This is a genomic window from Polaromonas sp. (genome assembly GCF_012927415.1).
Classification (GTDB): Bacteria; Pseudomonadota; Gammaproteobacteria; order Burkholderiales; family Burkholderiaceae_C; genus Polaromonas.
Map to the genome: position 1 here is coordinate 1 of NZ_JABBPF010000012.1, position 13,766 is coordinate 13,766.

The 13,766-nt window shown below is 59.3% G+C and carries 11 protein-coding genes and 1 pseudogene; 11 read left to right on the forward strand and 1 reads right to left on the reverse strand.

Features of this window, described 5'->3' with window-relative positions; genetic code table 11:
- The 6 genes and pseudogenes from HHJ19_RS00805 to HHJ19_RS00830 all read left to right on the forward strand — a co-directional run.
- Nucleotides 1–277: pseudogene (locus HHJ19_RS00805) on the forward strand (1-acyl-sn-glycerol-3-phosphate acyltransferase); the annotation flags it as partial.
- Between the two features lie 37 nt (nucleotides 278–314).
- Nucleotides 315–1,238, forward strand: coding sequence for a SprT family zinc-dependent metalloprotease (locus tag HHJ19_RS00810; RefSeq protein ID WP_296903217.1), 924 nt, complete (start codon nucleotides 315–317; stop codon nucleotides 1,236–1,238).
- A gap of 102 nt (nucleotides 1,239–1,340) precedes the next feature.
- Nucleotides 1,341–1,781 carry a response regulator gene (locus HHJ19_RS00815; RefSeq protein ID WP_296903218.1) on the forward strand — a complete coding sequence of 147 codons (441 nt, stop codon included), beginning with the start codon at nucleotides 1,341–1,343 and terminating at the stop codon, nucleotides 1,779–1,781.
- A gap of 60 nt (nucleotides 1,782–1,841) precedes the next feature.
- On the forward strand, nucleotides 1,842–6,140 hold the full coding sequence (locus HHJ19_RS00820) for a PAS domain S-box protein (RefSeq protein ID WP_296903219.1): 4,299 nt from the start codon (nucleotides 1,842–1,844) through the stop codon (nucleotides 6,138–6,140).
- A gap of 112 nt (nucleotides 6,141–6,252) precedes the next feature.
- Nucleotides 6,253–6,894 carry a response regulator gene (locus HHJ19_RS00825; RefSeq protein ID WP_296903220.1) on the forward strand — a complete coding sequence of 214 codons (642 nt, stop codon included), beginning with the start codon at nucleotides 6,253–6,255 and terminating at the stop codon, nucleotides 6,892–6,894.
- Between the two features lie 47 nt (nucleotides 6,895–6,941).
- A complete protein-coding gene (locus tag HHJ19_RS00830) occupies nucleotides 6,942–8,513 on the forward strand; it encodes an ATP-binding protein (protein WP_296903221.1) in 1,572 nt (523 codons plus the stop codon).
- A gap of 21 nt (nucleotides 8,514–8,534) precedes the next feature.
- Here the strand turns inward: HHJ19_RS00830 and HHJ19_RS00835 are convergent, their stop codons facing one another.
- Nucleotides 8,535–9,695, reverse strand: a complete 1,161-nt coding sequence (locus HHJ19_RS00835) for an MBL fold metallo-hydrolase (protein WP_296903222.1) — start codon at nucleotides 9,693–9,695, stop codon at nucleotides 8,535–8,537.
- Between the two features lie 115 nt (nucleotides 9,696–9,810).
- On the opposite strand from HHJ19_RS00835, the gene HHJ19_RS00840 reads away from it, so the two are divergent.
- From HHJ19_RS00840 to HHJ19_RS00860, 5 genes are all read left to right on the forward strand, one after another.
- Nucleotides 9,811–10,206, forward strand: a complete 396-nt coding sequence (locus tag HHJ19_RS00840) for a MerR family DNA-binding transcriptional regulator (RefSeq protein ID WP_296903223.1) — start codon at nucleotides 9,811–9,813, stop codon at nucleotides 10,204–10,206.
- A gap of 58 nt (nucleotides 10,207–10,264) precedes the next feature.
- Complete coding sequence (locus HHJ19_RS00845) at nucleotides 10,265–10,717, forward strand: PaaI family thioesterase (RefSeq protein WP_296903224.1); 453 nt, start codon at nucleotides 10,265–10,267, stop codon at nucleotides 10,715–10,717.
- A gap of 39 nt (nucleotides 10,718–10,756) precedes the next feature.
- Nucleotides 10,757–11,938, forward strand: a complete 1,182-nt coding sequence (locus tag HHJ19_RS00850) for an isovaleryl-CoA dehydrogenase (protein WP_296903226.1) — start codon at nucleotides 10,757–10,759, stop codon at nucleotides 11,936–11,938.
- Between the two features lie 85 nt (nucleotides 11,939–12,023).
- Nucleotides 12,024–12,722 carry a carbonate dehydratase gene (gene can, locus HHJ19_RS00855; protein WP_296903228.1) on the forward strand — a complete coding sequence of 233 codons (699 nt, stop codon included), beginning with the start codon at nucleotides 12,024–12,026 and terminating at the stop codon, nucleotides 12,720–12,722.
- Nucleotides 12,703–13,766: isocitrate dehydrogenase kinase/phosphatase AceK regulatory subunit (locus HHJ19_RS00860; protein WP_296903231.1), on the forward strand; the 1,064-nt coding region annotated here is incomplete at its 3' end. The genes can and HHJ19_RS00860, both read left to right, overlap by 20 nt.

Here is a 13,766-nt window from a genome sequence, read left to right on the forward strand (position 1 = left end):
CCAGAAGGGTGTTTACAAATCCGGCGGCACGCGGCTGGCGATTGAAACCGGCGTGCCGGTGATCCCGATTGCCGTGACCTCGGCCAAATGCTGGCCGCGCAAAGCCTTTATCAAAACCCCGGGCGTGGTGGATTTTTCGATTGGCAAGCCGATTCCGAGCGCAGGCCGCAAGCCCGACGAGCTGATGCGCGAGGTGGAAGCCTGGATTGAGGCTGAAATGCACCGGCTTGACCCCGAGGCTTACGCCGCCAGCAACGCAGGGGCGGCAGGCGCCTGATTCTGAAGAGACGGCTGACCGGCGATAAACTGTCACGATGCACAGGCTTTTACAGTTCACGCGCGACCTTTTCGAATCAGAACCGGGAGCCGCTGCGGACGCGCCTGCCGTGGCGTCAAAAACTGGCGATTTTAAACAAATAGTGCCTGTGGTCCAGGTAAACCGGTTACTTTCTGCTACTGAAAATATAGCAGTGCCGGGCTTGTCCGCTTCCGTTTTTCGCCACCCTCGCGCCTCGCGCGAAGCCTTGCTCGGTGACGTGCTGGTGGCCTATGAATTCAGGCGCAGCACGCGCCGCAGCATCGGGTTTTCGGTGGGCGCCACCGGGCTTGCGGTGAGCGCTCCGAAATGGGTGGCGCTGCGTGACATTGACCTGGCCGTGCGCGAAAAGTCCGGCTGGATTCTGCGCAAGCTGCAAGAAACGCGCGAGCGGCACCAGCGCCTCGAATCGGGCCGGATTGAATGGCAAGACGGCGCCATCCTGCCATTTTTGGGCCATCCCTTGAGGCTGGTGATGGATCCGCGGCTGGGCAGCAGCGCCCTCCACGCGGCAGCGCCGGGCGTAGCGCCAATGCAGACCCTGCGCCTGGCGCTTTCGCGCGAGGCCACGCCGGAGCACATCAAACAAGCCGTTAAGGTCTGGCTCATGCAGCAGGCCAAACCTCTTTTTACCGCGCGGCTCCAGCATTTCGCGCCGCATCTCGACGTGCAGTGGCGCAAGCTCAGCCTGTCCAGCGCCAGCACCCGCTGGGGCAGCGCCAGCGCGAGCGGCGCCATCAGGCTGAACTGGCGGCTGCTGGACTTCAAACCCGAGGTGATTGACTATGTGGTGGTGCACGAACTGAGCCATTTGCGGGTGATGGACCACAGCGCGCGCTTCTGGGCAACCGTGCGCGGCGTCATGCCCGACTACGCGGAGTTGCGCGCCCAGCTCAAGGACGAAAGCATTGCGCGCTGGTGAACGCTAGAATTAAGAAATTTGAAAAAATTTGAAACAATGACAAAAATAGTAAAATCGTTGACAATCTTTTCCAATCTATGACCCTATTCCAAAGCCCACCCCATGTGCTGTAACTTGATACTGATTGTGGAAGACAACCCCGATCATCTGGAGTTGACGGTGCTGACGCTGGAAGATCTGGGCGTGAAGGCCGAGATCGCCGTGGCGCGCGATGGCGCGGAAGCGCTCGATTTCCTGTTCGGCCAAGGCGTTCACGCGGGTCGGGACACCGAGAGGAAACCCTGCTTCGTCCTGCTGGACATGAAGCTGCCCAAGCTGTCAGGGCTGGACGTGTTGCGCAGTATGCGCAGCAACCCGCTAACCGCCCTGGTGCCTGTCATCATGCTGACATCTTCCAGTGAGCAATCGGACATGCTGGCCTGCTACCAGAGTGGTGCCAACAGCTTTGTCCGCAAGCCGGTCGATTTTGCCGATTTCACTGAAAAGCTCGATCGCCTGCAGGCCTACTGGCTTGGCGTCAATGAGTGTCTTGCGGCGGTTTGAGTCGCCTTGGTTCGGGCAACCCAGTCCGTTTGACGGTCGGATTTTCTGGCGATGCTTTTTGTGAAATCCCCTGTCACATTGCGGGCCCGACTGGTCTTGCTGGTCTTTGCGGCGATTATTCCGCTGCTGGGCATGGCGCTGTTCAATGCCTGGCGCAACGCAGATGCAGCCGTCCTCCGCGCGGCTGACAACCTGAAGTTTGCGGCCTCGCTGGTCGCTGCCAACCAGCTCCGGGTGAGCGAGTCCGCACATCAAATCCTGACGGCGATTTCCAATGCGCCCGGGCTCCTGGAGGGAAACTTTTCAGACTGTCACCGCTATCTCAAAACGTTGAGGGAGCTGCTTCCGGTGTACGGAAATCTCGGCATCATCGGGCTTGATGGTTACTTCCGCTGCCAAAGCCTTGTTGACGTTAACGCTCCTTCTGTTTATGCCGGGGATCGGGAGTATTTCAAGCAGGCTTTGGCGGGCCGCAGCTTTGTGACTGGTGGCTACTTCATTGGGCGTGCCAGCGGAAAGCCGATGGTCCCGTTTGCCATGCCCGTGATGGACGCTCAAGGGAAGGTCGCTGCGGTGGCATTTGTCAGCCTTGATCTTGGCGAGATGTCAAAGTCGCTGGCAAATTCCGAGTTGCCGCAGGGGAGCCGGGTTTCGGTCATGGACCGCGAGGGGATATTGCTCGCTGTCGGCCCTGAAAAATCTGCACGGATCGGTCGGCAAGTGCCCAGTCCACTCCTTCAGGAAGCGGTCAAAACGCTGCGCACCGGCGTCGGCGAAGGGCCGGATGCCCAGGGGCAGCAGCGGATTTTTGCCTTTCTGCCGGCTGGAAGCGGGGCCAATGCGACCTTTTTTGTGGCTGTCAGCGCCGATCGCAATGACGTGCTGGCGCCGGTCCAGACCCAGTTGGGCCGCGTGTTGATGGTGCTCTCGCTGGTCGCTTCTCTGGGGGGCTTGATCGCCTGGCGGATGGCAAGCCGCGCCATTGTGAAACCCACTATTGACATTCTTCAGGCCATCCGTTCGCTGGAGAATGGGCGGCTGGAGGCGCGCGTGCCGACCGGGCCGATGCAGGATGGCGGTGAGTTGTCCAGGATTGCCACCGGTTTCAACCAGATGGCCGAGTCGCTGCAGGCGAATCACGCAAGGTTTGAAGCCGAGTTGGCGCGCAGCCGGGCAGTCCAGGAAAAACTGCAGGAAGCGCAGCGGCTGGCCCGCATAGCCTACTGGCAAGTTGATCTGAAACACGACCGATTCTCGTGTTCGGACGAGGTTTACGAGGTGCTGGGTTCAGACCGCGCCGTTCTAGACGGCAGCTACGACAGCTTCATTGGGGTGGTTCACCCTTCCGATCGGGCGATGTTCAAGATGGCGCGGGACGATGCACTTCAGCCTGGCGCGGCGCTGGATACCGAGTTCCGGGTGGTCACGTCGGCTGGCGAAGTACGCTGGATACATGTCTTCGGCCGGGTACACGCGGGCCCCGCCAATCAACTGTCGAACTACCGCTCGGGCGTGGTACAGGACATCACCGAGCGAAAGCTTTCCGAGATGGCCATCGTCCGCAGTAAAGAGATGTTGAGCCGAACCGGGGCGCTGGCCAAGGTGGGTGGATGGGAGATGTCTCTGGAGACCATGGTGTTGATCTGGTCTGATGAAACTTACTGCATTCATGAGCTGGAGCCGTCCAGTGGAGTGAACTTTGAAGCGGCCCTTGGCCACTACGAACCCGAGGCGCAAGAGCTCATGCGGGCGGCGCTGGCAGCGGCAACCCGGGACGCCATCCCGTGGGACTTTGAGTTGCCGCTGATAACGGCCAAAGGCCGGCGCTGCTGGGTTCGCACGCAAGGGCGCGCCCTGATGAAAGGCGGCAAGGTGGTGCGACTTGTCGGTGCCCTGCAAGACATTACCGAGCATTACAAGGCGCAGGAGCTGTTGCGTCTGCTGGAGACCTGCATTTCCCGCTTGAACGACATTGTGGTGATTACCGAAGCCGAACCGCTGGTCGAGCCCGGTCCGCGAATTGTTTTTGTCAACGATGCTTTCGAGCGCCGCACCGGCTACGCCTGCCAGGATGTGCTGGGCAAGTCACCGCGCTTTTTGCAGGGTCCCAAGACCTCGCGGGCCGAGCTGGAGCGGATCGGCACGGCACTGCGAAATGGCTTGCCCGTGCGGGCCGAGTTGATCAACTACACCAAGAGCAGACGTGAGTTCTGGGTCGAACTCGACATCGTGCCCATTTCAGATGCGAAAGGCAGGTTGACAAATTGGGTTGCTGTTGAGCGGGACATCACCCAGCGCAAGCTCTCCGAGCAGGCACTGGTGGATAGCGAGCAGCGCTATGCGGCTCTATTCGAGCTGGCACCGGTCACCATGTGGGTATACGACAGCGACAGCTTTCGCTTCCTGGCAGTCAACAAGATGGCAATTGATGCCTATGGTTATACGGCCCAGGAGTTCTTGGCGATGACGATTCTCGATATTCGTCCCGCTGCAGAGCGTGCCCGACTGAGTCTGCGGCTCGCCGGACGGCTGCGCACGCAGAAAGAAACTTGGCAGCACCGGCGCAAGGACGGTTCGATCTTTTTTGTGCATATTGTTTCGCAGGGCATTCAATATGAAGGTCGTCCAGCACGTTTTGTCGTCGCGCTGGACGTGACAGCCCAAGTCACCGCTGAAAGCAAGGTGCAGGAGCACCTGTACACGCTGCAGCGCGCTGCCGATGCCGCCCAGGCGATTACCTGGCACCAGACGCTGGAAGGCACGATGCAGGAGATTGTGGAGCAGGCGCGCGGCGTGGTTGGCGCGCATCAGGCATTGATCCGCCTGAACGATGACTGTGGCTATGGGCCGGTCACACATGCGCTGTCGCTATCCGAAAAATATGCGGAGTACCGGCACCTGAGCGAGCCGACCGACGGCACCGGAATTTATGCCATGGTTCGCGAGACCAACCGCTCCATACGGCTAACGCAGGCCGAACTGGAAGCTCACCCGCGCTGGCGCGACTTCGGCAGCTACGCCGACAGGCATCCACCCATGCACGGCTGGCTGGCCGTGCCCCTGACCGGGCGAAACGGGGCCAATATGGGCGTGCTCCAGCTGTCAGACAAGTACGAGGGAGAATTTACGCAGCAGGATGAATATGTCGCTATCGAACTCGCCCACTTGGCTTCCGCCGCGATGGAGAATTCACGGCTGCTTGACGAAGTTGGACAGCTCAATGCCAGTCTGGAGAAAAAAGTAGCCGATCGCACCGCCGCGCTGATGCGCCAGGAGGCCTTGTTCCGGGTACTTGCCGAGCAGGCGCCACAGACCGTGTGGACCGCAGACCCGGTCGGTCGGGCGACTTATTTCAACCGCGCCTGGTTTGATCTGGTGGGTGGCGAAATGAAGGACTGGGTCGGCTCCAAATGGTTTGCTGTCGTTCATCCAGATGACCTGTCGCAGGTCAAGGCGAAATGGCAGGTGGCCAGCGCGAGCCAGTCCCAATACATCGGTGAGAGACGCATGCGGGCGAAAGACGGGGGTTATCACACCATGTCTTACCGCGCTTCACCGGTCTTGGACGACGACGGGAAGGTGGCCTTTTGGGTCGGGATCGACGCGGATATTACCGAAATCAAGGGCATTGAAGCCGCCTTGCGTCTGTCCAACCACGAGCTTGAAGCCTTTTCCTATTCGGTTTCCCATGACCTGCGTTCGCCGCTCAATACCGTGGATGGCTTCAGTCGCCTGCTGGCCAAGCTGTTAGCGGGCCAGTCAGAAAACGAAGTAGGGGAGAAAGCGCAACACTATCTGTCGCGCATTCAGGCGGGTGTCGCGCAAATGGGGCAGTTGATTGAAGATCTGCTTTCACTGGCGCAGGTGGCGCGTACGCAGTTGCGTAGCGATTCAGTAGACCTTTCTGCGCTGGTCCATGGCGTCGTGCAGGAGTGGCAGACGCTGCAGCCAGAGCGGAAGGTCTTGGTCAACATCGAAAGTGACCTGCAGGCCCAGGGTGACAGCAGGCTGGTCAAGGTGGTGCTGGAAAATTTGTTGGGCAATGCCTGGAAGTTCACCTCGCATCAGCTCCATGCCGAAATTTCTGTAGGTCAGGTCGTCGACGGGGCCGGCACGCGGACGTTTTTCGTACGCGACAACGGCGTCGGGTTTGACATGGCCTACGCCGACAAGCTTTTTGTCCCGTTTCAGCGTTTGCATGCGGTCAAGGAGTTTGCCGGAACAGGCATCGGGCTGGCAACGGTCAGCCGGGTGGTGGAGCGGCATGGAGGGCGGATCTGGGCCGAAGCTGAGCCAGGCCGCGGGGCAACTTTCTTTTTCACGCTGCCCGGTGTGCCGCAGCTGGTGGGTGCCATGTAACAAGGGCGGTTTGAAGCCGGGCGGAAAAAGGCTACTTCGCTGGCACAGGGCAATTATTTAAATCTGACTAAAATGATAAAAACGATAAATTTACGTTTTCTTGAAAAAAACCATGTCGCGTGAGCCCAAGTCTTTCGAATCGGCTATCACCGCAGCAGATTTTTCCAGCGAGGATTACTGTGGCACGAGCTATGCCGCCAAACTGTTGGGATTGTCGGTCGCTACCGTGCAATCACTGGTCGAAAAAGGTGAGATAGAAGCCTGGAAAACCCTCGGTGGCCACCGCCGTATTGCTCTTCAATCCATCAATGCTTACCTTGGCAGGCACAGCTCGCCGCTGTTGCGTGCCGACACCAACCCCAAGCACCGTTTACGCGTGCTGGTGGTGGAAGATGATGAAGCAACCCGCGAGCTGTACCGCTTCCAGTTCGAGGAATGGGACTTGCCGATCGACTGCACCTGGATGCCATCAGCGCTGGAGGCTCTGATGGACATTGCCAGCATGCGGCCGGATTTGCTCATCACCGACCTTTCCATGCCCGGCGTGGATGGCATCGAAATGCTTAGGGCGCTCAAGCGCAACCAGCAACTTGCCGAGATGCAGATTGTTGTCGTCAGCGGTTTGCCAACCGACGCGATCGCGGCTCGTGGCGGTCTTCCGCCGCACGCTCACCTGCTGAAAAAGCCAGTCAATTTTGATTGGCTGCAGGGTTATCTGACGGCCCTCGTAACGGCCAATGTCAAATGGCGCTAGCCGCTCCGCACTTCAATTACTGAATGTATGCGGCCTGATTACTCATCATGAACCGATTTCTGGACAAGTTCAGGATGGCGGTTCCGGGAAGCCCCGCCGGAACCGGTACGCAAGGGGCGACTGATCGGGCATGGGGGCCACTGGATCTGACTGATGACGGAATCGTGCTGCTTGATGCGAAGTTTGCCATCACCGACGCAAATGCGCTGGCGCTCGAACTTCTGCAGTCGGCGCTGTCGGCAGCCGGCGGGCGGGAAATCTGGGACGTCCTGCCGGAAGAAATTGCCGAGCAGTATCAGGCTGCAACGGAGCAGGCGCTAGGTAAGTCGGCGCGGCACACCTTTGTGGCCCACCAGAAGTTTGCGGACAGCTGGATCGAATACACCTTCAGGCGGCACGCGCCGGGCTACATCGTCAACCTCAGGGACATTGGCGCCACGCAAAGGGTGCAGCAACTGCTGGCGAACAGCGAACGCTACAACCAGTTGATCTTCGAGGCCAACCCCAACGCGATGTGGGTGTTTGACGCGGTCACGTTACGGATTTTTGCTGCCAACCAGGCGGCTGTCAGTTTCTACCGGACGCCGCGCACGACGTTTGTCACACTCAGTGTGTCAGCGCTGTTTCCCGACGGAGATGCCGGCGCTTTGCTGGACTCCCTGAATGCCAACACCGCCGGCAAGGGTGTCAAGCCTGAGTTGAGTCTGTGCAAGCAGCAGAAAATGGATGGCCAGCAGGTGCTGGTCGAACTGGCCTGGAGCCGCATTGACTGGCATGACCAGCAGGCCGTGGTGGTGAGTGTTGCCGATATCAGCCAGCGCCACCTTGCCGACAGCGCCCTGAGACGGGCCAATACCGCGTTTGAACAGACACTTGCAGCGCAGCAAAATGAGCTGAAAAGTGCCCAGCACGATCTGCTCGCCTTCACGCAGGCTATTTCCAGCGACTTGCAGGACTCGTTGCATGCGGCAGATGGTTTCTCGGTCCGGCTGGCAGAGAAATATTCTGCCGTGCTGGATGAGCCAGGGCGGCATTATGTCCAGCGTATTCAGGCCAGCATTCGTCAGTTGAGCAAGCTGGTGGATGACTTGCGCACACTGTCCCAACTGTCGCAGCGTAGCGGCCCGGCCGAAGTTTTTGATCTGGTGCCGGCATGTCAGATGTTGGTCACCGAGTTGCGCAAACGGGATCCGGGAAGGGTCGTGACGATTGAAATGCAGGCCAGTTTGCTGCTGGTGGCGGACAAGAACGTCCTGGTCACCGCCTTGGCATGCCTGCTGGAAAACGCCTGGAAGTTCACCTCCAAAAAGACCGAAGCCTGGATCAAGCTTGGCCTGATACCCGGGAAAATGCCGGGAGAGCTGATCCTGGAAATGTCGGATAACGGCGCAGGTTTTGATCCGGTCTACAGCGGCCAGCTCTTCAAGGCGTTCCAGCGCCTGCACTCTTCAGCCGATTTTCCCGGCAATGGGTTGGGGCTGGCTATTGTCAAAAGGGTTGCCGAACTTCATGGCGGCAGCGCCTGGGCTGAAAGCGGCGACCAGGCCGGGGCCAGCTTTTTCATGTCGTTGGCGGGCGCGTCGGCAAGCGTTGCGGTCCTGGCCGACACTTTACCTTGAGGCGCTGCCGCGGGACTGGACTCAGACGGCGCTGAAGCGGTAAATGCCGTCCGCGCCCAGGCAGCGCGTGAGCTTGCCCTCGAACCACGGCGCATGCAGGTGAGCCAGCGCCTCGCCCATGGCGAATGTGGTTTGATGCAAGTCCAGTTTGCGTCTGAACATGAGGGGCAAAATATCGGCTGCGCTGCACGGGCTGGCGGCGCAGGCCTGCATGACCTCGGCGAGCCGGTCGCGGTGGTGGTCATGTAGCTGTTCGATGCGCTTATGCAGCCCGCGAAAGGGTTTCCCGTGTGAAGGCAAAACCAGCGTGTCGGCCGCCAGCGGCAAGAATTTGTCAATGGAAGCGAGAAACAGCGTCAGCGCGTTGGACTCCGGCTCCATGTCGTAGACGCTCACATTGGTCGAAATACGTGGCAGCACCATGTCGCCGCTGATGAGAATGCCGGCCGGACGCCGGGCCTCCCCAATGCCAACCACTTTCGGGGCCGTCGTTGCAGGCAGCGTGTGAGGAAATATATCTTCGCAATGCAGCGCCATGTGTTCGGGCGCATGGCCATAACCGCTGATGCAGCGCCAGTCTTTCCCGTTGATGCGTAGCACCATCTGGTCCATCAGCCGGCAGTAGCTCCCCGGCACATCGGGCACCAGGCTCGGGTAATAGCCTGATCTGCCGCGAATGCTTTCGAGGGATTGCAGATCCGTCATGCCGTGGGAGGCAAAAAACCGGGCTGCGCCCTCGCCGCCAAAACCTGTGGCGCCCTGCGAACCCAGACGGGCGGAGTGGTAGTCGGTGGCACTGATCCACAAACGGCAGACCTGTGTTGCCGTGGTCCAGCGTCGGCAAATCCAGAACGCCAGGCCGATATGGTCCGGGTGCATGTGCGTGACGATGACGCGCAGTATCGGCAGGCCTTCAAGCTGCGTGGAAAAGACGGCTTCCCACTGCGCTTTTGACTCCTCCCCGCTGATGCAGCAGTCGACGACGCTCCAGCCCTGGATTTTGTTGCCGGGTTGCCTCGGGTCGTCCATCTCGTCGCGCAGCAGCCACAAATTGATGTGGTCCAGGGCGAACGGCAGCGCCATGCGGATCCACTTGATGCCGGGCGCTACCTCCAGGGTGATGCCCGCCGCGGGCAGGGTATCGGAAAACGGATATTCGAGCTGCTGTTCGAGAAGGTTCATGGCAATCCACGTTACATTTGACGTTTACGTAAACGTCATATGCCTGCCATTGTAGATATTGCGTCCGCTGGGCGCTGTCGCCTTTGCCTGCACTGCCCGCACCATCCTCTCCATCATGGCCACTACCTACACCATCAGCGATCTCGCCAAAGAGTTTGACCTGACCACCCGCGCCATGCGCTTTTACGAAGACATGGGCTTGCTGCAGCCCCAGCGCGAGGGGCCGGCGGGACGCAGTCGGATCTACACGACGCGTGACCGCACCCGGCTCAAGCTGACCTTGCGTGCGAAGCGCCTGGGGCTTTCGCTGATGGAAGCCAAGGAAATCATCGACTCCTATGACAGCCCGCGTGACACCGCCCCGCAGCTGAAGAAATTCCTGGTCATTTTGACCGACCACCGTAAAAAACTGGAGGCGCAGCTGGTGGACTTACAGGCCAACCTGGATGAGATTCGGACCCATGAAAAAGAGGCAAAAGCCTTGTTTAACAAGGCCGAAAAATCAAAATAGGCGATAATTGACGTTTACGTAAACGTCAACAAAAAATCACTTCAGACAAGGTTTTCCCATGGATGTAGCTGCCGCGCCCGGCGCGCCGTCAGACTTGTTCCGGCGCATCGAAGCAAGTTTTTTACGCCAGGGTCTGATGCAGCATCTGGGAGCACGGTTGGTACGCGTGGCGCCCGGCCTGTGCGAAGTCGCGCTGCCTTACTCGGAACGCGTTAGCCAGCAACAGGGCGGTTTTCATGGCGGCGCCATGGGTGCGCTGGCCGACATTGCCGGCGGCTATGCAGCCCTGACTATGGTCGGTACCGATTCCGAGGTGACCACGGTCGAATACAAGATCAATTTCCTGGCCGGCTTCAATGGTGGCGAGTTGCGCGCGATTGGCCGCGTGGCCAAGGCCGGCAAGCGCATCATCGTAGCTACGGCCGAAGTGCTGCACATCGATGCCAGTGGCCGGCAAAGCGCCTGCGCGCTGATGCAGCAGACCATCGTTCCGGTGCCTAAAACCCGCTAATCTTCGCGCGCTCCTAATTCTTAGAGAAAGACCTCAATCATGACCAACATGCCCGGACTCAATTTTCAGCTCGGCGAAGACATAGATGCCCTGCGCGACACAGTGCGTGAATTTGCGCAGGCCGAGATCGCGCCGCGCGCCGCTGAGATTGACCGCAACGACCAGTTTCCAATGGATCTGTGGGAAAAGATGGGCGCGCTTGGCGTGTTGGGAATCACCGTCGGTGAAGAGTACGGTGGCGCTGGAATGGGCTATCTGGCGCACATGATCGCGATGGAAGAAATCAGCCGTGCCAGCGCTTCTGTCGGTCTGTCGTATGGCGCCCACAGCAATCTGTGCGTCAACCAGATCAATCGCAACGGCACCAGCGAGCAGCGCCGGAAATACCTTCCCAAACTGGTCTCTGGCGAGCACGTCGGCGCGCTGGCCATGAGTGAGCCGGGTGCGGGCAGCGACGTGATTTCGATGAAGCTGAAAGCCGAAGACAAGGGCGGTCATTACCTGCTCAACGGCAGCAAGATGTGGATCACCAACGGTCCCGACGCCGACACCCTGGTGGTTTATGCCAAGACCGAGCCTGAGCTGGGCGCGCGCGGCGTCACCGCCTTCCTGATTGAAAAAGGCATGAAGGGTTTTTCCGTCGCGCAAAAGCTTGACAAACTGGGCATGCGCGGCAGCCATACCGGCGAACTGGTGTTCAACAATGTTGAAGTACCCGCGCAGAACATTCTGGGCGGCCTGAACAGCGGCGCCAAGGTGCTGATGAGTGGGCTCGATTACGAGCGCGCCGTACTCACCGGTGGGCCGCTTGGCATCATGCAATCGGTGATGGACAGCGTGCTGCCCTACATCCACGACCGCAAGCAGTTTGGCCAGAGCATCGGCGAGTTTCAACTGATTCAGGGCAAGGTCGCCGACATGTATACCGTGCTGCAGGCCGGACGCTCGTTTGCCTATACCGTCGCCAAGAACCTCGACATGCTGGGGCTGGATCATGTGCGCCAGGTGCGCAAGGACTGCGCTTCGGTCATTTTGTGGTGCGCCGAAAAAGCCACCTGGATGGCCGGCGAGGGCGTGCAGATCTTCGGCGGCAACGGCTACATCAACGACTACCCTCTTGGCCGGCTCTGGCGCGATGCCAAACTTTATGAAATTGGTGCCGGCACCAGTGAAATCCGCCGCATGCTGATTGGCCGCGAACTGTTTGCCGAGACCCGCTGAAAACCCCGATGCCTTGGTGTGAAACACCAATGAGCCTGCGCGAAGCGCGGCGCCTTGTTTTGAGTCACTTGATTAAGATTCCTTCATGACCCCATCGATCCAAGAGCTTTTTGCCCACAACCGTGCCTGGGCCACCCGGATGGAAGCCGACCAGCCGGGGTTTTTTACCAGCCTGGTCAAGCAGCAGACGCCCAAATACATGTGGATAGGCTGCTCGGACAGCCGCGTTCCGGCGAACCAGATCACCGGGCTGGAACCGGGTGAGGTGTTTGTCCACCGCAATGTCGCCAACATCGTCGTGCATTCCGATCTCAATGCGCTGTCGGCCATCCAGTTCGCGGTCGAACGGCTGAAGGTTCAGGACATCATGGTCGTCGGCCACTATGGCTGCTCGGGTGTGCAGGCGGCACTGGAAGGCGCGCGCATCGGTCTGGCCGACAACTGGATACGCCACATCCAGGATGTGCGTCATCGCCACCGTCAATTGCTGGACAGCCTGCCCGAAGGCGTTCGTGCCAATGCGCTGTGCGACATCAATGTGATCGAGCAGGTGGTCAACGTGTCGGTCAGCACGGTGATGGTTGACGCCTGGGCGCGTGGCCAGCCGGTAAGGGTCCATGGCTGGGCTTTTGGCGTGCACGATGGGCTGTTGCAAGATTTGCAGATGTCGGTTTCCGGCCCCGAAGAGCTGGACGCCCATTATCGAAAGGCGGTAGACCGTGTCTGGGACATCTGGAAACTAGCTTCCAAAGGGACTGAAAGCCATGTTTCCTCAGCGTCTTGATTCAACGGTTGCCTATGACATCGCCAAGGCGATGATTGACGGCTTCAATCGCCACTATCAGCTGTTTCGTACCGAATCGGCGCGCGCCAAGCACCGGTTTGAAACGGCCGACTGGCATGGCCAGCAACGCGCCCAGCGCGAACGCATCGAGTTCTACGACCTGCGGGTGCGGGAAGCCTCGATCCGGCTGGAGCGCGAATTCAAGGCGGGCGAGCAGCCCATGGACGTCTGGCATCAGGTCAAGCTGCATTACATCGGGTTGCTGGTCAACCATCAGCAGCCCGAGCTGGCCGAAACCTTTTTCAATTCGGTGACCACCAAAATCCTGCACCGCAGCTATTTCCAGAACGATTTCATTTTCGTCCGGCCCGCTGTCAGCACCGAGTACATTGAAAACGAGGAACCGACGGCGCAGCCGACCTACCGCGCCTATTACCCGAGCCGGGCTAACCTGCACGAAACGCTGGTCAAGCTGGTCGGCGATTTCGAACTGCGTCTCGAGTTTGAAGACCTGGCGCGCGATGCTGGTTACGTTGAGCAGGCCATCAGTCAACGGTTGGGCGATGTCAAGTTGCGGGCCAATTTCCAGATTCAGGTGCTGTCCAACCTGTTCTTTCGAAACAAGGGCGCTTACGTCGTCGGGAAAATAATCAACGGTTTTGGTGAGATTCCTTTTTCATTGCCCATTTTGCATAGCCAGCCTGCGCCGGGCCAGGTCGCCGAGGTCGACAGCGAAGGCATTTCGGGCTCATCGGGCGCTGGCAAACTGGTGATTGATGCGGCGCTGTTTGGCGAGGACGACCTGCTGATCCTGTTTAGTTTTGCGCGCGCTTATTTCATGGTTGACATGGGCATTCCATCGGCTTATGTGCAATTTTTGCGCAGCATGATGCCGCGCATGCCGCGCGCCGAAATCTACAACGCACTGGGTCTGGCCAAGCAGGGCAAGACGCTTTTTTACCGCGACTTTCTCTACCACCTGCGCCATTCGACCGACAAATTCCGCAGCGCGCCCGGCATCAAGGGCATGGTCATGCTGGTGTT

Bases quoted from the DNA above. Each gene is read 5' to 3' on its own strand.
- HHJ19_RS00845 (WP_296903224.1), top strand. From the start codon at position 10,265: ATGGATGTAGCTGCCGCGCCCGGCGCGCCGTCAGACTTGTTCCGGCGC.
- HHJ19_RS00840 (WP_296903223.1), top strand. From the start codon at position 9,811: ATGGCCACTACCTACACCATCAGCGATCTCGCCAAAGAGTTTGACCTG.
- HHJ19_RS00850 (WP_296903226.1), top strand. From the start codon at position 10,757: ATGACCAACATGCCCGGACTCAATTTTCAGCTCGGCGAAGACATAGAT.
- HHJ19_RS00830 (WP_296903221.1), top strand. From the start codon at position 6,942: ATGAACCGATTTCTGGACAAGTTCAGGATGGCGGTTCCGGGAAGCCCC.
- HHJ19_RS00835 (WP_296903222.1), bottom strand. From the start codon at position 9,695: ATGAACCTTCTCGAACAGCAGCTCGAATATCCGTTTTCCGATACCCTG.
- HHJ19_RS00810 (WP_296903217.1), top strand. From the start codon at position 315: ATGCACAGGCTTTTACAGTTCACGCGCGACCTTTTCGAATCAGAACCG.
- can (WP_296903228.1), top strand. From the start codon at position 12,024: ATGACCCCATCGATCCAAGAGCTTTTTGCCCACAACCGTGCCTGGGCC.
- HHJ19_RS00825 (WP_296903220.1), top strand. From the start codon at position 6,253: ATGTCGCGTGAGCCCAAGTCTTTCGAATCGGCTATCACCGCAGCAGAT.
- HHJ19_RS00815 (WP_296903218.1), top strand. From the start codon at position 1,341: ATGTGCTGTAACTTGATACTGATTGTGGAAGACAACCCCGATCATCTG.